The 20,302-nt window shown below is 55.0% G+C and carries 27 protein-coding genes; 12 read left to right on the forward strand and 15 right to left on the reverse strand.

Annotated elements, in window-relative coordinates; all coding sequences use genetic code 11:
- From ACP5VX_RS00965 to ACP5VX_RS00975, 3 genes are all read left to right on the forward strand, one after another.
- The coding region (locus tag ACP5VX_RS00965) for an ABC transporter substrate-binding protein (protein ID WP_428724027.1) at window positions 1-1,002 on the forward strand (1,002 nt) is incomplete at its 5' end.
- Between the two features lie 4 nt (window positions 1,003-1,006).
- A complete protein-coding gene (locus ACP5VX_RS00970; RefSeq protein ID WP_428724028.1) occupies window positions 1,007-1,975 on the forward strand; it encodes an iron chelate uptake ABC transporter family permease subunit in 969 nt (322 codons plus the stop codon).
- On the forward strand, window positions 1,972-2,745 hold the full coding sequence (locus ACP5VX_RS00975) for an ABC transporter ATP-binding protein (protein ID WP_428724029.1): 774 nt from the start codon (window positions 1,972-1,974) through the stop codon (window positions 2,743-2,745). The genes ACP5VX_RS00970 and ACP5VX_RS00975 overlap by 4 nt, the downstream gene beginning before the upstream one ends.
- On the opposite strand, the gene ACP5VX_RS00980 is transcribed toward ACP5VX_RS00975, so the two are convergent.
- Both ACP5VX_RS00980 and ACP5VX_RS00985 read right to left on the reverse strand, forming a co-directional pair.
- Window positions 2,732-3,331 carry a hypothetical protein gene (locus ACP5VX_RS00980; RefSeq protein WP_428724030.1) on the reverse strand — a complete coding sequence of 200 codons (600 nt, stop codon included), beginning with the start codon at window positions 3,329-3,331 and terminating at the stop codon, window positions 2,732-2,734. The two genes, ACP5VX_RS00975 and ACP5VX_RS00980, sit on opposite strands and share 14 nt — an antisense overlap.
- On the reverse strand, window positions 3,316-3,864 hold the full coding sequence (locus tag ACP5VX_RS00985; protein ID WP_428724031.1) for a cysteine hydrolase family protein: 549 nt from the start codon (window positions 3,862-3,864) through the stop codon (window positions 3,316-3,318). The genes ACP5VX_RS00980 and ACP5VX_RS00985 overlap by 16 nt, the downstream gene beginning before the upstream one ends.
- Before the next feature lie 163 nt (window positions 3,865-4,027).
- On the opposite strand from ACP5VX_RS00985, the gene ACP5VX_RS00990 reads away from it, so the two are divergent.
- Window positions 4,028-5,305: a Glu/Leu/Phe/Val family dehydrogenase gene (locus ACP5VX_RS00990; RefSeq protein WP_428724032.1), complete on the forward strand. Its 1,278-nt coding sequence runs from the start codon at window positions 4,028-4,030 to the stop codon at window positions 5,303-5,305.
- Between the two features lie 3 nt (window positions 5,306-5,308).
- Here the strand turns inward: ACP5VX_RS00990 and ACP5VX_RS00995 are convergent, their stop codons facing one another.
- Window positions 5,309-5,557, reverse strand: coding sequence for a DUF504 domain-containing protein (locus ACP5VX_RS00995; protein ID WP_428724033.1), 249 nt, complete (start codon window positions 5,555-5,557; stop codon window positions 5,309-5,311).
- Window positions 5,558-5,633: 76 nt separating this feature from the next.
- On the opposite strand from ACP5VX_RS00995, the gene ACP5VX_RS01000 reads away from it, so the two are divergent.
- Window positions 5,634-5,891, forward strand: coding sequence for a hypothetical protein (locus ACP5VX_RS01000; RefSeq protein WP_428724034.1), 258 nt, complete (start codon window positions 5,634-5,636; stop codon window positions 5,889-5,891).
- A gap of 2 nt (window positions 5,892-5,893) precedes the next feature.
- Here ACP5VX_RS01000 and ACP5VX_RS01005 read toward each other — a convergent pair whose 3' ends face one another.
- On the reverse strand, window positions 5,894-6,973 hold the full coding sequence (locus ACP5VX_RS01005; RefSeq protein WP_428724035.1) for a polyprenyl synthetase family protein: 1,080 nt from the start codon (window positions 6,971-6,973) through the stop codon (window positions 5,894-5,896).
- Window positions 6,974-7,032: 59 nt separating this feature from the next.
- Here ACP5VX_RS01005 and ACP5VX_RS01010 point away from each other — a divergent pair, with 59 nt between their 5' ends.
- Window positions 7,033-7,683, forward strand: coding sequence for an orotidine 5'-phosphate decarboxylase / HUMPS family protein (locus ACP5VX_RS01010; protein WP_428724036.1), 651 nt, complete (start codon window positions 7,033-7,035; stop codon window positions 7,681-7,683).
- Between the two features lie 23 nt (window positions 7,684-7,706).
- Here the strand turns inward: ACP5VX_RS01010 and ACP5VX_RS01015 are convergent, their stop codons facing one another.
- Entirely contained in the window at window positions 7,707-8,810 is a 1,104-nt protein-coding gene (locus ACP5VX_RS01015) for a tryptophan--tRNA ligase (RefSeq protein ID WP_428724037.1), read from the reverse strand.
- Window positions 8,811-8,925: 115 nt separating this feature from the next.
- Between ACP5VX_RS01015 and ACP5VX_RS01020 the strand changes: the two genes are divergently transcribed.
- A complete protein-coding gene (locus ACP5VX_RS01020) occupies window positions 8,926-9,531 on the forward strand; it encodes a hypothetical protein (protein WP_428724038.1) in 606 nt (201 codons plus the stop codon).
- Window positions 9,532-9,709: 178 nt separating this feature from the next.
- On the opposite strand, the gene cutA is transcribed toward ACP5VX_RS01020, so the two are convergent.
- The gene (gene cutA / locus ACP5VX_RS01025; RefSeq protein ID WP_428724039.1) at window positions 9,710-10,051 is read right to left on the reverse strand and encodes a divalent-cation tolerance protein CutA; all 342 of its coding nucleotides are present in this window, start codon (window positions 10,049-10,051) and stop codon (window positions 9,710-9,712) included.
- 67 nt (window positions 10,052-10,118) lie between these two features.
- Window positions 10,119-10,403, reverse strand: coding sequence for a hypothetical protein (locus ACP5VX_RS01030; protein WP_428724040.1), 285 nt, complete (start codon window positions 10,401-10,403; stop codon window positions 10,119-10,121).
- A 117-nt stretch (window positions 10,404-10,520) separates the two neighbouring features.
- On the opposite strand from ACP5VX_RS01030, the gene ACP5VX_RS01035 reads away from it, so the two are divergent.
- Window positions 10,521-11,171 (forward strand): Snf7 family protein, encoded by a 651-nt coding sequence (locus tag ACP5VX_RS01035; RefSeq protein ID WP_428724041.1) that lies wholly within the window; start codon window positions 10,521-10,523, stop codon window positions 11,169-11,171.
- Window positions 11,172-11,183: 12 nt separating this feature from the next.
- Here the strand turns inward: ACP5VX_RS01035 and ACP5VX_RS01040 are convergent, their stop codons facing one another.
- The 3 genes from ACP5VX_RS01040 to ACP5VX_RS01050 are packed head-to-tail and all read right to left on the reverse strand — an operon-like array spanning window position 11,184 to window position 13,063.
- Window positions 11,184-11,708: a hypothetical protein gene (locus ACP5VX_RS01040; RefSeq protein WP_428724042.1), complete on the reverse strand. Its 525-nt coding sequence runs from the start codon at window positions 11,706-11,708 to the stop codon at window positions 11,184-11,186.
- A 23-nt stretch (window positions 11,709-11,731) separates the two neighbouring features.
- Window positions 11,732-12,736 carry an AIR synthase family protein gene (locus ACP5VX_RS01045; protein ID WP_428724043.1) on the reverse strand — a complete coding sequence of 335 codons (1,005 nt, stop codon included), beginning with the start codon at window positions 12,734-12,736 and terminating at the stop codon, window positions 11,732-11,734.
- A gap of 18 nt (window positions 12,737-12,754) precedes the next feature.
- The gene (locus ACP5VX_RS01050) at window positions 12,755-13,063 is read right to left on the reverse strand and encodes a hypothetical protein (RefSeq protein WP_428724044.1); all 309 of its coding nucleotides are present in this window, start codon (window positions 13,061-13,063) and stop codon (window positions 12,755-12,757) included.
- 64 nt (window positions 13,064-13,127) lie between these two features.
- Here ACP5VX_RS01050 and ACP5VX_RS01055 point away from each other — a divergent pair, with 64 nt between their 5' ends.
- Entirely contained in the window at window positions 13,128-13,307 is a 180-nt protein-coding gene (locus ACP5VX_RS01055; RefSeq protein ID WP_428724045.1) for a hypothetical protein, read from the forward strand.
- Here ACP5VX_RS01055 and ACP5VX_RS01060 read toward each other — a convergent pair.
- Entirely contained in the window at window positions 13,286-14,140 is an 855-nt protein-coding gene (locus tag ACP5VX_RS01060; RefSeq protein ID WP_428724046.1) for a TatD family hydrolase, read from the reverse strand. The genes ACP5VX_RS01055 and ACP5VX_RS01060 overlap by 22 nt on opposite strands.
- 69 nt (window positions 14,141-14,209) lie before the next feature.
- On the opposite strand from ACP5VX_RS01060, the gene ACP5VX_RS01065 reads away from it, so the two are divergent.
- The 3 genes from ACP5VX_RS01065 to ACP5VX_RS01075 are packed head-to-tail and all read left to right on the forward strand — an operon-like array spanning window position 14,210 to window position 17,062.
- Window positions 14,210-14,887 (forward strand): CopG family transcriptional regulator, encoded by a 678-nt coding sequence (locus tag ACP5VX_RS01065; protein WP_428724047.1) that lies wholly within the window; start codon window positions 14,210-14,212, stop codon window positions 14,885-14,887.
- 5 nt (window positions 14,888-14,892) lie between these two features.
- Window positions 14,893-15,960 (forward strand): MBL fold metallo-hydrolase, encoded by a 1,068-nt coding sequence (locus tag ACP5VX_RS01070; RefSeq protein WP_428724048.1) that lies wholly within the window; start codon window positions 14,893-14,895, stop codon window positions 15,958-15,960.
- Window positions 15,944-17,062, forward strand: coding sequence for a glycosyltransferase (locus ACP5VX_RS01075; RefSeq protein ID WP_428724049.1), 1,119 nt, complete (start codon window positions 15,944-15,946; stop codon window positions 17,060-17,062). The genes ACP5VX_RS01070 and ACP5VX_RS01075 overlap by 17 nt, the downstream gene beginning before the upstream one ends.
- A 136-nt stretch (window positions 17,063-17,198) precedes the next feature.
- On the opposite strand, the gene ppa is transcribed toward ACP5VX_RS01075, so the two are convergent.
- The 4 genes from ppa to sucC are packed head-to-tail and all read right to left on the reverse strand — an operon-like array spanning window position 17,199 to window position 20,253.
- Entirely contained in the window at window positions 17,199-17,729 is a 531-nt protein-coding gene (gene ppa, locus ACP5VX_RS01080; RefSeq protein ID WP_428724050.1) for an inorganic diphosphatase, read from the reverse strand.
- A 51-nt stretch (window positions 17,730-17,780) separates the two neighbouring features.
- Window positions 17,781-18,197, reverse strand: coding sequence for a hypothetical protein (locus ACP5VX_RS01085; protein ID WP_428724051.1), 417 nt, complete (start codon window positions 18,195-18,197; stop codon window positions 17,781-17,783).
- Between the two features lie 36 nt (window positions 18,198-18,233).
- Window positions 18,234-19,115 carry a succinate--CoA ligase subunit alpha gene (sucD, locus tag ACP5VX_RS01090; protein ID WP_428724052.1) on the reverse strand — a complete coding sequence of 294 codons (882 nt, stop codon included), beginning with the start codon at window positions 19,113-19,115 and terminating at the stop codon, window positions 18,234-18,236.
- A 4-nt stretch (window positions 19,116-19,119) separates the two neighbouring features.
- Window positions 19,120-20,253 carry an ADP-forming succinate--CoA ligase subunit beta gene (gene sucC / locus ACP5VX_RS01095; RefSeq protein WP_428724053.1) on the reverse strand — a complete coding sequence of 378 codons (1,134 nt, stop codon included), beginning with the start codon at window positions 20,251-20,253 and terminating at the stop codon, window positions 19,120-19,122.
- Window positions 20,254-20,302 lie beyond the last annotated feature (49 nt).

Genomic DNA, 20,302 nt, shown 5'->3' on the forward strand with positions numbered 1-20,302 from the left:
GTCAACCTGACTCGTGCGCCTCAGAGAGTAGTCTCGTTGTCCCCCTCCATCACTGAGACGCTACTCGCGTTGAACCTGTCCAACGTGATAGTCGGCGTAGACCACTACTCCTACAGCGACTGGTTCATGAACGCCTCAGGCCTGTTCCAGTCCAGAAACGTCACTGATGTGGGCGGGTACTGGTGGAGCGCGATAAGTGTCGAGAAAATCCTATCACTCCAGCCAGACCTAGTCTTAGCTGACGCAGGCGCGCACAGGCCGCTCCTGAACACCTTTGCCGAATACAACCTTACCGTAGTTTACTTGAAGGGGGGTAGTGCCACTAGTATCGAAGACGTCTACTCGGACATATACACGATAGGGTTGATCTTCAACAGGACAAGCGAGGCAACTAAGCTAATAAACAACATAGAAGACTCGTTAAACGAAGGTAAGAGACTGTTAAGCGGATACGCCGGGTTAAGCGTGCTGTACGTAGTCGGAATATACCAGGGGATCTGGGTCGCCGGTAAGTCAACGTACTTCAACGACCTCGTGTCTAGGCTGGGACTTAAGAACGCCGCCGAGTCCTATGGTTGGAGAGCTGTGAGCATCGAGGATATTGCCGCTTGGAGACCAGACGTGGTGATCATAGCCTCTATGGGGGTCACCCGAGAAGACGTTGAAAAGAGTGGTCTAGCTAGCCTGGGTGCCAAGATTGTGTACTTGAATTCTACGGAGACAGACGTGTTAAGCAGGCCCTCGCCGTTGGTAGCCCTAGTCCCCAGCGTGCTCTACAGTGCCTTGAGCGAAGTCATACCGCCGTCAACTACGACTACTACTCCACAAACGGCGACGGTGACCTACACGGAGACTAAGACCGAGACGTCGACTTTCACGACGACTATTACGATCGAGAGAACAGCCTATCAGTCAAGCTGGGTGCTAGCGTTAGTAGTGCTTTCTCTCGTCATAGCGTTTGCCGCCGGGCTACTGACGGGACGGCGGACCAAGAAAGGCTGAGCCCATGACCAGCGTTTACAGTGACAAAATTGTTTTTTGGAGATCGTTCCTTATCAACGCCCTGATACTGATCACCACGGCTCTAGTCGTGTACCTAGTAGATTTTGTCAACCCTGCCCCGGCGGTTCTGCGGGACTACAGATTTCACAGAGACCTCTACGCGTTTATCTCGGGGTTTATACTCGGCTTCGCCGGCAGCGTTCTTCAAGCCTCCCTCAGGAACCCGCTGGTCGACCACTACGTTTTAGGCGTTGGCTCGACGTCTCTGTTCGCCGCCTATCTCACCATAGCCGTCACAGGAATTGTCGACTCGACCAGGATTGCCATTTCGAGCCTCGCGGGCGGGTTAAGCGGTCTTCTGCTCTCTATAAGTATCGCGAACCTCTTGGGGGGCGGCGAGGTCTCCTACATCCTGTCGGGGATAGGCGTCGCAAGCGTCTTCTCGGGTGCTTCTTTCCTACTGTCATACTACATACTGGAGAAACAGCCTTACGCTCAAGCACTCCTATTGGGCTCCTTCGCTACCCCCTCAAAAGAGTACATGCCATACCTAGTAGCGGCAACAGCAGCCGTCATATTGAGCTATATCCTGCTCGCCAAGAGGTTGAACGTGCTCCTACTCGGCGACATCTACTCCAGGCAGCTCGGCGTTGAGCCGTCCCTCACTCGGCTCGTGTCGACCCTCATAGCGGGGAGTGTAGCCAGCGTTGTTGTCGGTTTCTTCGGTACGATCGGGTTCGTGGGTCTGATAACACCGAACCTCACGAGGCTTTTGACAAAGACGAGCGACAACAGGGTCGTTATAATGTACTCGTCGGTGACGTCTGGCGCCTTACTTCTGGCAACAGACCTACTCGCTAGGAAAGCTCTGGTAGCCAGCGTGGGTGAAGTGCCGGCAGGGGGAGTCGTCTCGGCGTTAGGGGGGCTGTTCTTCCTCGGGCTACTGATCCGTGAAGTGCGTGGTTCGAGATGATAGCTGTCGACATAACGGGCCTCACCGTGGAATACGGTGGCATGACTGCGCTGAAAGTCGACAAGCTGAGGCTCCAGAGCGGTGTCGTTAACTGCGTTCTGGGCCCAAACGGGGCGGGGAAAAGCAGCCTGTTGAGGGCTGTGGCCGGCATCGTGAACTACAAGGGCACTATAACGATCACGGCGGGGGGTACTAAAATTGATAAGCGGGATATCCACAGGTTCGTTAGTTACGTCGCGGATATCCAGCCGAGCTCTATAAGGCTTAGAGTGAGAGAGGCCCTGTTAAGTGCGAGGTACCCCTGCTCGCCGGGCTTTTTCTACACCGTAAAGGACTTCGAGTATGTCGAGAAGGTGAGCCGGGCACTAGGTGTTACAGACTTGCTCGACAGGACGCTTAACGAGCTGAGTAGCGGCGAGCTCCAGAGAGTGTTGTTGGCAATGGCCCTCGTCAAAGACCCTCTCGTTGTCCTCCTAGACGAGCCAGACACCCATTTAGACCTCTACAACAAGTCCCGCTTATCCGTACTAGTTAAGAGTATCGCGGCGGATAAACTGGTCACCGTGTCCACCCACGACCCAGTCTTCGCCTCGTTAGTGTGCGACAGGATCGTACTGCTCTACAAGGGTATCGTACTAAGAGACTTCAAAGCCGAAGAACTGACCGAGCATGTAAGTACCCTCGAAAGAGTTTTCAAGACAAGGCTGGTCGCGACCACCCTTTCAGGTAGGAGCATGTTAGTACCGGACTACACGACTACCCTGTCTTGACGCAGAAGCCCGTACACAGGTTTGACAGACTGACTAGGACGGACGCCTCGTCGACTAGTGAGTGCGGGGACGACCAGACGATAACGATGGAATTGGGCGAGGTGTCTGGTTCTAGGGACTCCACGAAGCTCCTCGATATCTCCTCGGGAACAAGCGGGAAGATCAACTGCCCGATTTTGACCCCTATCATAAAAAGGCGCTTAAAGTCCCCAAGGTTTATGACCAGGAGGTCCCTGAAGTAGACGACCTTCTCAGCGACGCACTCTACGAGGCGCGTGTTGAACGGGTAGAACACGGTCACCTCGTAGCGACCAACAGTCTTCCTGTCTACTTTAATGCCGTGCAACACCCTCATTAGAGTCTCGTACTCTTCCTCCCCTAGCTTTGACAGCAGTTCGACGACGCGCCTAACCCTCCTCTCCGGCACGCTCAGCAACTTCGATATGTAGACCCGTCCCAGTCCCTCGAACTTGTACAGGGCGATCGTTGTGAGGGCTGTGGCGGGGTCTTCGTCAAAATACTCCTTGACCATGCGGTAGAGTTCGATTAGGGCTTGGCAGTCTATCTCTCCTACTGCCTCCCGCATAGTACATCCGCGGCTGTCGCCGAGTCGACTATCTTGGCGCCGTATACGCTTTTCATGTACTCGAGCGCGTACTCGTGGTCCCTTTCACTGAAGGCGGCTACACCGTCTCTGACGACGTAAACGTTGTACCCGTGGTAGAAGGCGTCCCCCACGGTGTGGAGCACGCAGATGTGGGTGTGTATCCCCGTCACAACCAGCGTATCTACTCCGAGGTCTCTCAAGGCATTGTCTAACCCGGTGTCTCTGAAACCGCTGTAGAACCTCTTCCCGAACACGTACTCCCCCTCGACGGGCTGGAGCTCTTCCACAATCCGTGACTCCGGCGAGCCAGCTAGGGAGTGGGGGCCCCACAGCTTCAGCTCGTGGTCGAAAGGTAGGTGTCTGTCGACGACGTGTATTACAGGCGCTTTACAGGACCTCGCGACGTCGATCAGTCTCCTTATGACCGGGACTATCTGCTCGGCCTGCGGGCTCCTCAGCCTACCCCTCACGAACTCGTGTACCATGTCAACTATTAACAGGGCGGGTTTCAAAAACACCACCACGGATATAACAGTCTGGTGTAAGTAAATATCTTTTGATGATGAGCGACTTCGGTCCGGATCCGTGAAGAACCGTGTGAGGGCTGACGCGGACTGGACACCTGTAAAGTATTTATACGTAAGACAGCTATATTCGACTTCGAGGTGCCTATATATGAGCTTGGCAACTCTATACGAGAACGACCCCGTGTACCAGCAAGCCGTCCAGCAACTGAAGCAGTCCGCGTCCATACTGGGCCTACCCGAGGAGATAGTGGAGGTCTTGAGACACCCCGAGAAGCTAGTCCAAGTCAAGGTCGTCGTCAAAAGAGATAACGGGAAGGTGGAGTCCTTCATCGGATGGAGGAGCCAGCACAACAGCGCCCTAGGGCCGTACAAAGGCGGTATAAGGTACAGCGAGAACGCCACGGCCGGAGAGACCGTGGCGCTATCGATGTGGATGACTTGGAAGAACGCCCTGGCGGGGATACCTTACGGCGGCGGCAAGGGCGCTGTACGGGTCAACCCCAAGACCTTGTCGGCGCGAGAACTGGAAGAGCTCAGCAGGAAGTTCTTCGCGGCTATCGCCAAGGAGGTCGGCCCCGACGTCGACATTCCTGCGCCGGACGTGTATACTAACCCCCAGACCATGGCTTGGTACTTCGACGAGTACAGCAAGATAGTAGGGTACAACGCGTGGGGGGTTGTAACTGCGAAGCCTGTCGAGCTGGGAGGATTAGCCGCCAGGTTTGTGTCCACCGGCTACGGCGTAGCACTCGGCGTCAGGGAGGCGGCTAAGAAGTGGCTGGGAGGGCTGGAGGGTAAGACCGTGGCGGTCCACGGCTTCGGTAACGTGGGTAGTTACGCGGCGAAGTACCTGGCGGAGTGGGGCGCCACGGTGGTAGCCGTAAGCGATACCAGCGGTGTGGTGTACGACCCGAAGGGGCTGAATGTGAAGGAGGTCATGGCGGTCAAGGAGAAGACCGGGAGGGTTGTCGACTACAAGAGCGGCGACGTCAAGGTATTCACTAACGACAGGGCTATATTCGAGCTACCAGTGGACGTGATCGTGCCCGCCGCCATCGAGAACGTGATCACGAGGGAGAACGCGCCAAACATTAAAGCAAAGCTTGTTGTCGAGGGCGCCAACGGGCCGACGACTCCTGAAGCAGACGAGATCCTCCACAAGAAGGGGGTCATAGTGGTGCCCGACATACTGGCCAACGCTGGAGGAGTAGTCATGAGCTGGATAGAGTGGAGTCACAACAGGATGGGCTGCTGGCTGACAGACGACGAGGCGCTAGCGAGGCTCGACAAGATGATGACGCAGAACTTCAACAAGGTGTTTGACGAGTGGGAGAAGAAGTACAGAGAGTACCCGATGAGGACTGCTGCCTACGCGATCGCCGTCGACAGGGTCGTTAAGGCTATGAAGCTCAGAGGCTGGATCTAGGCCTCATTTTTTCCGAGCGTAGATAACCCTCCCCTTTACATCCCTTACTTCTAGAACCCTGTGAAAGGGTATGGCGTACCCCCTGGTGAAAATATAGCCCCCTCTCACGTCGTCTATGGAGTCGGCGGGTATTGCCTTCAAGCTCTCGCCCTCAGGCGTCCTGTCGAGGACGTAAACGATGTACTCACTACGGTGACCTGAGAAGAAGACCCTCCGCAGTACCTCCTCTATCTCCCCTCTTCTCCGGCCCATTACTTGACACTCCACACGTTTAACACTTATTAATGTAGCCTATATTAAGTCTCCCTGACGACTAGGTGGAAGGGTTTTGAATAAGAGGACCTTTCAAGGCTGGCTCATGATCGCTACCTCGCTGACAATGTTCGTGTTTTACACATACCTGGTATTTTTCGCTCCTTTCGAACTAAGGTCGAAGGTGATCGACCTAACAGTGTACGTGATCGTCACGCTCGTGCTGGTCTCGGTCGCCTACGTTGGATACATTTTCGTCAAGACCCCGACCTTGAAGCCCGAGGAGATATACGAAATACTGAGTAAAAGGAGGCGGGCCGAGACCGAATCCTGAAGCTAGACCTCCCTGTAGGCCATTTTCAGGAGTAGCTCTCTGAGGAACTCCTTAGCCTCGCGAGAAGTCTCGGTCATCTCGTCTATCGCCCTATTAGCTTCGGCCACATACCTGTCTATGACCCTCAGAGTGTAGTCTAGCGCGCCCGTCCCCTCGACTGTTCTTACAACGAAGTTCACGTCGTCTACAGACGGCTGTTTCCCAGTCGAGTAGATCTCCCTGAGCCTCGTCCTCTCGCTTTCGCCGGCAAACTCGTAGGCCTTCACGACGAGGAGCGTCTTCTTCTTTTGGACCACGTCACTACCAACCGGCTTCCCCGTTACCTCGGTCTTACCGAACAAGCCTATTATGTCGTCCCTCAATTGGAACGCCACGCCGGCCGGTATCGCGTACTTCGACAACTCGTTTAGTAGCTTGGTGCTCGACTCGCGCGAGACTATAGCCCCCAAGTGAAGCGGGAGCTCGACTGTGTACGAGGCTGTTTTCAATGTGTGTACAGTTATGACGTCTTGCTCGCTAACCTGTTCCAGCGGGAGGCTCGCCAGGAGGACGTCTAAGTACTGCCCGAAGGCCACCTTCATCAAACCGTCCGTGTACCTGCTGATCAGAGGTCGCGCCACGTCTGGGCTCGTCGATGATAGAAGCCGTACAGCTAGGGACTCGAGTAGGTCGCCCGCGGTTATCCCCTGCGAGATGCCGTAGTGCGGACAGTCAGCTAGCAGGCCTTCTTTAACACAAACGTCCCTGAACCACGCGTGCGCCGTCGGCCCCCCTCTGCGGATCTCGTCTCTGTCCATTATGTCGTCGTGGACAAGCAAGTAGCTCTGGAGGAGCTCGACGGACGCCATGACCTTCCTAACGTCGTCGTCTAGCTCCCTCCCCCATCTCTTACTCCAGAAGCCGGCGAGCACTAGCGTGGCGCGAAACCTCTTTCCACCACGTAGCGTGAAGTCCCTTATTATCCACGCCAGCTGGGACAGCCTTGGGGAAATGTGCTTCGCGGCTACCTCAACCTCTTCGAAGACCCGGCTCAACTCCTGCTCTACGACACTCTTGGCTATCGACACCGGGTCGGAGACCAACGACTACACCCCCTTGTTTTAATTTTTGGACGAAAATAAATGTAGGGCGGTGGCACCGCTTGACGTACCTGCAGATAGCCCTAGACTTCACCAGCATGACGAAGGCGCTAGACCTCGTTATGGCGATCTTCAGGGAGGTCAGAGACAGAAGGGTGTGGTTTGAGGTGGGGACACCTCTGATTAAGAGCTGGGGTCTTATTCCCGTGCGGTTAATAAAGGAAGCCACGAACATGTTCGTCGTGGCCGACACCAAGACCATCGACGCTGCCGAGCTAGAAATAGGGGAGGCGTTCAAGAGCGGGGCGGACGCTGCTACCGTGCTCGGCTTAGCCGACGATTCCACGATAAGGGCCGGTGTCGAGCTCGCAAAGACAAACGGGAAGACGTTGATCGTGGACCTAATAGGCGTCCAGAAGCCCTACGAGCGGGCGGTACAGGTCTATAGCATGGGACCCGACTACGTCCTCTTCCACATAGGCGTCGACGTGCAGAGAGCCCGCGGTTTAACGGCTGTGGAGCTTGTGAAGGAGGCCTACAGGTTTAAGCGGGAGACGGGCGGCAGGTACTGCATAGCGGGCGGTATAAAGTTGGAGGACGTCGACAGGCTCCTAGAGGCCGAGCCGGACGTTATAGTCGTCGGCGGCGCGATCACTAGGTCCAGCAACCCCGTCAAGACCGTCTTGGACTTCCTCGAAAAACTCCCGAAATAGAGTTAGCGTGCCGACGCGTAGAGCTAGAAGGAGGGGGTCTTAACGATTTTGTTGAGGTCGACTTTCTCGCTGACCTCCTTGTACCTCTTCTTGTGCTCGCGCAGCCTCTCTATCAACTTGCTGTAGGCTAGCCTCTTGCACTCGCCGCACAAGATTTTCCCCTTAACGCAGCTCTCTGAAATCTCCCTTAGCTCGTCGTCGCTTAGAAGAAAGTATGTGTACAGCTCGTACACCATGCACTTCCAGGGCTCACCCCCTAGCCTCCTCTGCTCCTCAGCTGTGGCTCTACCCCCGGTCAGCGCCATGGCGATCTTCTTCTTGACGACGTCCTCGTCGTCGTCCAGGAAAATAGCGTACTCGGGACGGCTCTTACTCATCTTGTTCCCGTCCAGCCCTCTAAGGAGCTTGTGATAGGTCGAAGAAGGCCTCCTTAACCCGAGTTCTCCTTCGAATCTGTCCGCGACATCGCGGGCTAGCCTAATGTGGGGGTCCTGGTCGACACCGACAGGTACCAGTACGTACTTGTACCCTCCGAACTCGTCCAACTGCAAGTGGAGGATGTCTGCCACCTGAGTTAAAGCCGATATAACCTTAGCTGGAGACAGGTCCCCGTATATCGCCTCCATCTCAGCCAGGGTAACTTTCCTCGAGAACATCTGTATCAGCCTGTAGTACGAGTCCCTCATGGCTGTCTGGAAGTAGAACTCCGCCTTCTCCGGGTCTACGCCCCACGCTATCGCGTGCTTTATGAACTCTAGCCCCCACCTTATCGTCATCTCCCGGTCTTCGCGTCTCACAGCGTACGCCTCGGCGTCGGCTATGACTACTTTGACATGCGCTCCGATAGACTGAAAGAACTTGAGCTCTTCGAAGACCATGGCTGTCCCGAGATGAGGGGTGCCGGAGGGCATGAAACCGGTTAAGACAGCCACTCTCTCGCCCTTCCTCAAGGCCTCGAGCCACTTGTCTAGATCTCTATGCCCGAACACGATCCGCCTCTTGAAGAAGTGGTGGTTCAGCAATCCGTAGTGCTCAACTTTGTCTATGGGCTGTATACCGAACACCGTGATCAGCTTGTCGTATTCCTGTATCAGCCTGTAGTCCCACGGGTCTATCCTTATGCCCATTCCAATTAGGGTCACCTTTCGAGGGTTAAACGGTTTCGGGTGTCTTTATATCTACCCCGTGGATTTTAAAATAAATGTGTGTAGGAGCGCGCGATAAGTCGATGGATGAAACCGTATGCCAAGAGTGACCATCATACGCTTGGAAGAGGCGCGTGAGTCGGCAGTCGAGTCCCTGAAGTACCTAGCCTCCCTCGCGGGCGACCCCTGCCCAAGCGTTTTCAACGCGTGGGGTTCCAGCTATGTTTGGTTCTCCGGTGGTCGGCCTAGAGAACACCACGAGCTAGTGTATGAGTCCATCAAGTCTAGGTACCCCCGTGCGAGCCTAGTCTCGGTCGTCGGTCCGAGACCACTCACAGCCCAACTCCTGGCTTGGGTAAAAGCGAGCTCCGGTACCGATTTCTACTTCGACGAGTCGCCCGTGGACGAGTACAACCTAGTCTACCTGCCGGTCTCGGCGTTTGTCGAGAGGGTTGTTAACTCCTCGCCCTTCGAGAAGAGGTACCTATTAGATGTAATAGCCTTGAACTTGAAGAGCCTCATAGTCCAGTTCGGGGGTATTTACTTGGAGATAGAAGAGGGGATTGCGGGGGTCCTGCCCCGAGACGTTGTAGAGTACTTCAAAGAGCTCTCTGGTCTATCCAACGTTGTGGTCGGCTCGAACGTCGACTTCTGCCGTGCACTCGAGGAAGCCGTTAGGTCCTCACCGCGTCCGCCGGTCTAGCCTCGGGACTGCCCGCACTCGCCTGGGCTCCTCCTCGCGGCCTTGAACAACCTGTATATCCTGAAGACGGCTATAGCGACTACAGCACAAGCTACACACAACTCGAGGAGTGAAAGGTAGCCCTCGGCAGTAACGCCTTCCGGGACTGTAACGGTGAGGTTACCCGTGATTACACCCTTTAGCCGGGAGGTCCCTCTTTCTCCCTGATCGATTGGTCAAGCCACTCCAGGTACTCGTCACTACCCGAAACCACCGGTAGTGCTATGATCTCGGGGACCTCGTACGAGTGGAGGCTCTTTATCGTCTTCTCTACACCGGGTAGCTTGTCGGCTCTAGTCTTTGCTACGAGTAGCACTTCGTTGGAGGACTCGATAGTCCCTCGCCACCAATATAAGCTCTTGACAGCGTCGACTATGTTTACGCACGCCACTAACTTCTCCTCGAGTAGAGCCCTAGCTATCCTCTCCGCCTCCTCGCGAGTGGCCGCGGTGGTGAGGACGACCACCCAACCACCCTTCATGGTGATCAGCCCTGGGGCCCGCTCATCGGTTCGCCGGTAATACCACTCATCACCGTACTAGCATTATTTAGCCCTCAACCCTTATATTTTCGGGAGCTCTGTTCTGCCTGGCAAACCCTATGTACACGTTTATAATCCTGATGCTCTGGAGAACCTCCTCGTCTAGGAAGCAGTCGGACTCGACGAAACTACCGTCGGCGAGCTCCATCCTGATCTTCTTGAACCTCCTTTTGCCACCGCAGTCTTCGATCTCGGCCTTGGTCGCCAAGCCCCACATTGCGAGGGACTCGAGCAATCTGAGAGAACAGCCCTTGCGGCACGTGACGTAGTTCTTGATCACCTCGCTTAACACAACTCACCCCTCACAAACCACTATGAGCGCTCCCAATAAAAAACGTACTCGTAATGACGCACCCGACTCTTTATAAACCTACCGTCTTGGACTCAACGGTTGGAACCGGTGTGTCGTATGAGCGTGAACTGGAACTGGAATAAGGAGCAGGAGTCGATAGCGGACAAGATAAAGAAGTGGTTCAACCCTGACAGGGAGCCTCTCGAGAAGAAGGCTATAATGGCCCAGTACAGGCTGAAAACGGCGATATCTAGGATAAACAACTACATCGAGAAGCTGAACGAGAGGGATAGGGAGCTCTTCAACAACGTTGTCGAGGCGCTAATGAGGAGAGACGAGAAGAGGGCCAAGATCTACGCAAAGGAGACCGCTGAGATAAGGAAGGTCGCTAAGCAACTACTGACAGTACAGTACGCGCTCGAGCACGCCGCGCTGAAGCTTGAGACGTTCCTGATCTACGGCGGTGCCATTAACGAGGTTGGGCCCGTAATAGGCGTCATGAAGCAGGCGCTGGGTATACTGAAGAGCGTCGCGCCGGACATCTGGATCGACCTACAGTACGCCGTTAGAGAGCTCGAGTCCGCCATGGGCTCGAGCATTGTCGATATATCTGCCGACATCGAGAGCGGCCTAGACAGCGAGGCCAGGAAGATATTCGAGGAGGCCAAGATAATAGCCGAGCAGAAAGTCAAGGAGAGGTTTGCGGAGCTGCCGAAGACCATCGGGGTACCAGAGACCGAGCAGGGGAAGGCTTCGCCCACAGCCTAGTGGTCGTTACGCTTACTTGATTTTTTGGCCAATTATACCTACACAGTCAGAAATACTGTTTTGTATCACCTTGGTGGCCGCTCTCAACTCGTCGAACTTGTTCTCGTAGTCCTCCAAGTCCGATGGGTTGAATTTGAATACCCCGGCCCTCGTCTTGACCGTTATACCGTCTGGCCGGATCTCAACGAGGTTATCCCCGGACTTTACGACGAGTGTAGACGAGTCGGAGTTGAAGGACACCATTCTCCGCACCGGCCTTAGCTTGGATATAGTGAAGATGTTTCCGTCTAAGGTTAGGTAAGTGTTCTCGCCGACCGCGACAGTACTTCTCTCCCCCAGCTTGGCGCTCGACAGCCTGTTCTTGAGGGTCTCGAGAAAGTCCGCCATCTCGCCAACGGACTTAAATATCCCGGCAGCCAGGCTAACCTTCCTAGCGTCTAGTTCCTTCGACCTCGACACGACGTTCGACTCGATCTCCTCCCTGACCCTGTTGAGCATCTTGACAGCCTGGTCAAGCAGCACGCTTAGCTCGGGCATTCAGGTCACTCTCTGCCTCGTAATCAACCAAAGAGCTTATAAATCTCATCAACGACGTCTCTGTCAACGACCTCGATCACACTACCTTTCTCTCTCAACTCTACAACGGGCTTGTCAGCGAAATCGCCGACTCTACCTGCCACGCTGTAAACCTGGTTCAAGCCCCTTAAGGTCTCTTCGAGAGCGCCGAGCCTGCTCGGTGGGACTGCCGCAACTATGCAACCACTACTCAACAACTTCAACGGGTCGAGACCCATCGCTTTGCTGATCTCTCTTACGGCGGTGTCTACTCTGATCATGTCGAGGTCTACATGAACGTTCACCCCGCTCGCGACAGACACCTCTCTGATGGCCTGAATAACCCCGCCCTCTGTTGCGTCGTGCATCGAGTCCACGTAGGGGGCTATGGACAGAGCCGTCTTCACCACGCTTATCTCTCGCAGGTAGTTCTTGGCCTCGCCTATCAGGGCTCTATCTACGCCCCGTTCTGCCAGCTCTTCCTCGAAGTCCCACGCGACGACGCTGGCACCCTCCCCGCCGACCCTACCCACGATCACCAGGTAGTCCCCTGGCCTAGCCCCTGAAGTGGAGACAAACCTGCCCGTAGAGTAGCCTATGGCCGTCATGGATATGATCGGTCTCTCCAAGTACGGTGTGACCTCTGTGTGCCCGCCTATGACCACGCCCGATACCTCCCTCGCGGCCTCGCCCATATCTCTGAATATCTCTTCGACTTCCCTAGCCCCCATTCGTGGCGGGAGGAGAACGACCGGCAGGAAGTACCTCGGCTTAACCCCTCTTACGGCGATGTCGTTTGCGGCCACGTGGACAGCGTACCAGCCTATTCTCCAGAAGGCCGTTGTGATCGGGTCGCTGTGTACAACTAGAAAGCCGTCCTTTAACCTGATGACCGCCGCGTCCTCGCCTAGTTTAGGCCCTATAACCAAGTCGACGTCGCTGGTTGGTAGAAACCTGATGAGCCTACTAAGCTCTTCCCAGGATATCTTTCCCCCCTTAGTAATCGCCAAAACATGCCACCCCGGCTGTCACTTCAGCCTTAATCTATACCTCTTGGAATTTAATCGTAGCCCGAGCCTCTCGGCGCACTCCCGACACACGTAGGATACCGTGGACTCCTGTACGAGACACTCCTCGCAGCCCACCCTACCACAGACGCGGCAGTACCCTATGGAGGGCCTGAGCCCGCAAATCTCGCATAGGGTGCTAGCGCAGACCACGCATAGGTTCTTCGAGTAATCGAAGTCCTCTTCGCACACCCACCTACCGCAGGAGGGGCACTTAAGTACAGCGGGTTTAGACTCGCATACATCGCACAGCCTTGTCTTAAACTCCATCCCTACAACCTTTATGGAAATATCGTGGTGTCTCTAACTAATATCTAAGACGTGGGCGGTGTTGGTGGAGGACTCTATGAGGCTGAGAATAAAGGTCGTAGGGTGTCTCGACGCTATAGACGAGGACCCGCGAAGGCTTTTCGAGCTCCTACTTCTGGGGATAGACGAGTGCCCGCAGTCAAAGATCTACATCGAGGAAGTAGACCCACGGGAAGCAGATGGTCAGGGGGGTTCGACTCCATAGAATTTCACGACGTTGTCGACCATCACCCTATAAGCCCTTTCCTCGCTTATCCTTCCCGAGGCGATCAACGAGTTCAGCACTTTCGCAATCTCCCACGGGTACGCTGATACGCCCGGACGCTGGTTGTCGTCTATGAAGTCGGACTCGACCAGTACCTCACCGTCGAACCCGATGGTCTTCTCCAGGTCGTGCTTAACGGGAACCGACACGGGTAGTCCTCGTTGGACGCAGGCCTGTGCGGTCGCCGCGTTAGCGTGGTGCACGAGCACCTTAGACTTATCTATTTTAACCAGGCTGGTTAGCATGTCTACGAGGTGGCACGTAGCCCAGCCAGACTGGTCTAGATGGAGGTGGACTACGACTCCGAGATCCCTCGCGAGCTCGAGGGCCTTGATCATCACCGCCTCCGAGACAGATATTCTGCCGAACGAAGTCCCGTAGTGCTGCCTGCCGACTTCTCCTATCCCGTCGATGACCCCTTCCTTTATCTTCGACTCGACCAACTTCAACACGCGCTCGGCGAGTGTGTAGACTTCCTCAAGCCCTAGCCCCTGCTTGTTGTAGGCGTCTACCTCGGCTGGGTGGAAGCCTGCGAGGAGTTTCACCTTGATGCCTCTCTCCCTCAGCAACCTCGCTTGCGAGACCAGTATGTCGAGTGCCTTTTCGAACGAACTAAGAGTGGGCGTGTTGAACCCGTAGTGGTAGGGCGGCAGGCTTACCAGGCCGACGAACCAGAACCCCTCCTTAACGAGCCGGTCTACGATACCCCTCGCGCCGACGCCGCCCACAGGGTTGAGGTGGAGGTGCGCGTCGCTAAATAGTAGTCTCGCCATTTTCCTCTCCGTTTATATCCTGGTCAACAAAGAAATAATAGAGTGAGCTTTAAAACGGGGACCAGCGTTTTGAGCGAGAAGAGAAAGAGGCCTCTCACGGTTTACTTAGACGAGGACTTATTTAGGGCTCTAGCGTTTTTGTCAGAGAAAGAGGGGTATCCCTCCATACTGGACTACGTCGTGAAGCTTATCAAAGAGAGAGTAGAGGGGGCCGAGAAAGGAGGCTTAGAAGACAGTCTGAAGGCCAGGATCGCTAGGATCGTTCAAGACGAGTTGAATAAGCAACTACAGGTGATAGAGAACCTGCGGAGACAGGTGGCCGAGCTGTACGAGAGGGTTGACTACTTGACAAGCGTGGTCGAGGAGATCAAGTCAAGGACCGCAGAGGTCTTGGAGCAGAGAAGAGAGAAGAGAAAAACAGGTATTGAGAGGCTGAGAGAGGAGAAGGTCGTCTTCGAGAGCAGCCTACCCAAGAAGCTTAACCGCGACGCGTTCTTTAACTACCTGCGGAGGGAGGGGGCGGTCGTCATAGAGACTTCCAAGGAGAGGATCGCCGTCGACCCCGACTTCTGGGAGGACTTCAAGACAAAACTGTTCGAGAAGACCGCCACAAGCGACGAGGACGAACTGCGCAGGGCTCTCGGCGAGAAGGGTTTTATGCTCTTCACTAAATTAAGAGACGACAACCAGGTGATATACGACCCGGTCACTAAGAAGTGGAAAAACCTCGTTAATGTGACGGGGTAAGTTAGTTGTCATCGGGTAGGGACGAAAAGCTCGTCGAGTGGTTGTTCAAGAACGTGAGCATCGAGAAAGAGACGAGGGCCATCACTGTCGGGAAGTACTTTACAATCGACGGTTACTCCCCGCGGCCGGTCCGCGTTGTCACGCACATACACAGCGACCACACCGTGGGTTTAACCGAGAGCCTGAGAGTCTCGAGCTATATTGTAGGCACCCCTCTTACTCTCGACCTGCTCGAAGAGCTCGTCATCCACGGTAGCGGTCTACACAGCCTTTTCAGAGCAAAGAGAAGGCCGCTGAACTACGGCGAGAGGTTGGAGTACCAAGGTTCTTCTATTACCCTAGTGGAGAACTCCCACACCTTTGGGGCGTCATCTGTTCTCATAGAGCTAGATGGGCGCCGTGTAGGCTACACAGGAGACGTGAAGCTAGGAAACAACACGCGGGTTATGAAAGACCTAGACGTGCTTGTCATAGAGTCGACCTATGGTTCACCGAGATACAGGAGGCCGTTCAAGCACAGCGTCGAAGAGATATTCGTGGATACTGTGAGGTACGGCTTGAGGAAGTACGGGAGAGTCCACGTCTACGGCTACCACGGCAAGCTCCAGGAAGCAATGCACCTCTTGAGAAGAAGCGGTATAGAGGAGCCCTTTCTAATGCCCGAGAGAGTCTACAGGGCTACAAGAGTACTCGAGAAGCACGGCGTGAGGATAGGAGAGTACTACAGGGAGAGGGATGGGGACGGGTTCGAGAGGTACGTGGTTTTCAGGCACTTCAACCAGGCGAAGTACCGCAAGATGGACGGCTCCACGCTCAACGTAGTCTTAACGGGTTGGGAGTTCGAGAACCCGGCACGCCAGGTGGACGAACATACCTGGGTTATCGCTTTGAGCGACCACGGGGACTTCGACGACCTGGTCGCCTACGTCGAGATGTCGAGCCCGAGAGTAGTGGTCGTAGACGCGTCCAGGAACGGGGAGCCGTACGAGCTAGCGCGCGAGCTGTTACGCAGAGGCTACGTCACTTTCGTGATGCCCAGCGCGGGTGAAGACAGGGTTGCTGGCACTCGTTAGGCACCACATGATCGGTTCCATCCTGATGGGCCCTGGAGGGTCAGAGTACGTCTCGATAGAGACGGCAATCTCGCTGAAGAAGGCGGGTTTCGAAGTCTACATAGACTCCCTCGGTTTGAGGAGCGCAGAGAAGCTCTACTCTTTGTGCGAGTTCTACGGCTTAAACCACGACGAGCTACGCGGTGTAGGGTTAGGCTATCCACAAGAAGAACCCGATATCGTCGTTAACACGAGTGGAGACGTGCTCTCTGGGAGAAGCCACGTAGTCTACCTCCACTTCCCCTCGTTCTTAGAGGTGAACACGTACTATCCTGCCGTGAAGGGGTTCGCGAAGACCCTCGGCAACCTGTACTCGCTCCTAAACAACCTGATTTTCCCGTTCTACATCAAGTCCACGAAGGTCTTCCTAGCCAACTCTAGTCTCACGGCGTGGTTCTTCAACAGAGTGTACGGTATCAACCCCGTCGTGGTCTACCCGCCTGTGAATATCGATGACATCATAGGCGAGGAGCCGATCCCGTTCAGGGACAGGGAGCGGAGGATCCTCATTATATCCAGGTTTTCCCCCGAGAAGAACCTGGAGAAGGTGGTGAGTATCGGGAGGGCGGTGAAGGAGAGGGGCATCGACATGAGAATAACGCTCGCCGGGGCTTTCTCTGAGAACAACGGGTGGTACTTGAAAAAGCTCGTAGAGGAGATAGAGGAGAACGGTCTCAGCGAGCTGATCGACCTCAGGTTGAACATCTCGAGGTCAGAGCTGGTAAAACTCTACAAGACCTCGCTAGTCTACGTACACCTCACACCTATGGAGCACTTCGGGATAACCATCGTGGAGTCCATGGCGGCGGGTACCCCGACTATAATACCGAGGAATAGCGGGGCGTGGTTCGACATAGCAAACGAGGACACCTCGATAAGCCTCCCCTACACCTCGGTTGATGAGCTCGCAGACCACCTAGTCAGGTTAGGGAGGAGCGAGGAGCTCTGGAACCGTTTGAGCACTAACTCCAGGCTCAGGAGTCTAAGATTTAGCAGGTACAGGTACCACAAAGAGATATCAAGGATCATCGAGATGGTCGTGGGCCTGCGGAGGAGTACGTGACCCCGCTAAGGTGGTCTAGGGTATAGTAGGGGTTCGAAACGCGGGTTTTATAAGGGCTCTACCAGGTTCAGTTTTAGTGTGTGATGATAAATCGCGGACCGGAGGAAAGCCGTGACGAGAAAGAGCCGAGCTGACACTACTTCCTCTTAGCCCTCTCGATCGCGTTCCGAATCCTCTGCAGGGCCTCCTCCCTGTTCCTCCAGCCAACGACCTTGACCCACTTACCCTTCTCGAGCTCTTTGTAGTGCTCGAAGAAGTGGGCTATTCTCTGCCTGACCATTTCTGGTAAGTCGTTGATATCCCTGATGTTCTCGAACCTTGCGTCGATCTTCTCGTACGGCACGGCTATTATCTTCACGTCTCTGCCCTTCTCGTCCTCCGTCTCCAAAGCGCCTATAGGTCTGACCTTGATCAACGACCCGGGTAGAAGAGTATCGTACATGAAGATCAGGACGTCGACGGGGTCTCCGTCCTCCTCGAGAGTCCCCGGTATGAAGCCGTAGTTGAAGGGGTAGACCATAGACGTGAACAGGACTCTGTCCACCTGCACTATCCCTGTCTCCTTGTCGATCTCGTACTTGACACCACTGTTCATAGGAATCTCTACAACGACATTGACTACCTCGGGGGCCTTGTCACCTGGACCTATCTTGTCAAATATACTCATAGCTCTCCCCCGCAGATGCCGTGCTCCTGACTATCCGATCGGACTCGTACTCTAACTACCTAGCTTGATCAGTACACTTGCCGGGATACCGTCGCGTAGTAAAACTGTTATCTTCGCCTCTATGTCCAGGTTCGCCAGCGGGTCGAGCGTCTTCCTAATAGATTGGAGCACTTGGATGTTCTTGTTCAACCTTTCCACGACCTCTTCGATCACTTTGCTCTCCTCCTCGGCAGACGGGTCTATTATCAGCTTCGAGTCCTTCAGGTCGATCACAGTAGACTTCTTAGTCTCGGCTACGCCCAGGCTCTTGAGGAGGTCCTTCAGCTTCTTCTCCTGCTCGGACCTCACGCGGACGTCTTCGAGCCTCCTGAGGAACTCTGCTAGGAGGGCCCTGTAGCTGTTGATCTGCTCGTCTATAAACTTGATTAGCTCTCCAACGGATTTAAACTCCCTGACGACCATGGACATATTTACACCACTAGGATATAATTCGAATGCTAAAAGTTAAAAATATTGTTTACTAGCAATGGACTGGATCACAGCGGGGATCTCGCTGACTCTCCTAGCTACGGGTATGCCGCTCTCCTGTAAGGCTTTGACCTTTGACTCGTAGTCGCCCAACCCCATCGATATAATAGCGCCCGCGTGACCCATCCTCTTCTCCCTCGGTGCTGTTCTACCGGCTATGTACGCTACAACGGGTTTCTTCTCGCTCAATCCCGAGTAGTACTTCGCAAACCTCTCCTCGTAGTCGCCCCCGATCTCTCCGACGAGAACAACGTACTTTGTCCTCGGGTCTTTCAAGAGCTTGTCGTAAACCTCCACGAAGTCGAGACCTGTCACGGGGTCTCCTCCTATACCGACCGCTACGGACACCCCGAGCCCAGACCTACTCAGCTGCCAGGCCACTTCGTACGATAATGTACCGCTCCTCGACATAACCCCTACTACTCCGGGTTTGTAGTAGTTCGCGGGCATAATACCCAGCTTCGTCTCACCGGGTACGATCAGGCCAGGAGTGTTCGGGCCTACAATTGTTACGCCACGTGACCTGGCGTAGCTCACCATTCTCAACTCCTCGTGTAGCGGTATACCCTCGGTTATCACTACTATCAGTCTAACGCCGTTCTCGATAGACTCCAAAACAGCGTCGTAAGCATTCTTAGCGGGCACAAACACCACGGACGCGTCCACCCGGCCCACTTCGTCGATCGCTTCTCTGACCGTGTCGTAGACTTTCACCCCGTGGACCTGTGAGCCGCCCTTACCGGGAGTAACGCCCGCCACTATCCTGGTGCCGTACTCGAGCATGAGCTTCGTATGGAAACTACCCTCTTTACCTGTGATCCCCTGTACGATGACACGGGTGCTCCTGTCCGCTAGCACCGTATCACCCCCTCGCCAGCTCTACGGCCTTACGGACGGCCTCGTCAACATCCTCGTAGACGTCCAGCCCTATCTCCCTGAGAATTCTTGCGCCCTCCTCCTGGTTGGTCCCCATAAGTCTCACTACGATCGGTTTTTTGACCGGTGCCTCCTCGAGAGCCTGCCTAACGCCCATGGCTACCTCGTCGCACCTCGTCATCCCACCGAATATGTTGACCAAAACCACCTTGACACGAGGGTTCTCGAGGAGCAGTTTCACGGCCTCCTTCACCCTGTCCCTACTAGCCCCTCCACCCGACCAGACGTCTAGGAAGTTGGCTGGTTTTCCACCGTAGTACTCGATCAAGTCCATCGTGGCCATCGTCAACCCCGCTCCGTTGCCGATAACCCCGATATAGCCGTCGAGCGACACGTAGGTGAAGCCCTTCTCCCTGGCGCTCCTCTCCTCCTCTGTCAGCTCCCTACTCTTTAGACCCGCCAGGGCTGGGTGCCTGTAAAGGCTGTTGTCGTCTACCAGTATCTTGGCGTCTAGTGCTACGAGAGAACCTCCACAGTCCACGACCAGCGGGTTTATCTCGACGAGCTCGGCGTCGTAGTCGATCATGATCCTGTAGAGACCAACGGTTATTCTCTCAAACTCGCCCCAGGCGGACGGTGGTAAACCAAGAAACGACGCTATCGTCCTGGCAACGAATGGCGAATAGCCTATGAACGGGTCGAGGTTGATCTTGATAACCTCCTCTGGCTTCTTTTTGGCTAGCTCCTCTATCTCGACCCCGCCCAGCCTCGAAGCCAGGTAGACAATGCTTCTCGCAGACCTGTCGACCGTGACTGAGAGGTAGAGCTCCCGGTTTACACACACCTTCTTCTCGACGAGTACCGCGTCGACTCTATACCCCCTTACCCCTCTCTCGAAGAGCTCTGACGCTATTCTCACGGCCTCCTCAGGGTCGCTTGTGAACCTGACCCCGCCGGCTAGACCCCTACCACCTACAGGCACCTGGGCTTTAATAACGGACTCTCCAAGTCTAGCGACGGCCTCCTTGACCTCCATTGGTGAACGGCAGAGAACGCCCTCGGGGGTCTTGATACCGTACTCCCTGAAAACCTGTTTAGCCTCGTACTCCAGCAACCTCATGGCGACACCAGTTATTCTATAAACTCGGAACCATGGTATATAAAACACG

The organism is Thermogladius sp., from assembly GCF_049970955.1.
GTDB lineage: Archaea > Thermoproteota > Thermoprotei_A > Sulfolobales > Desulfurococcaceae > Thermogladius.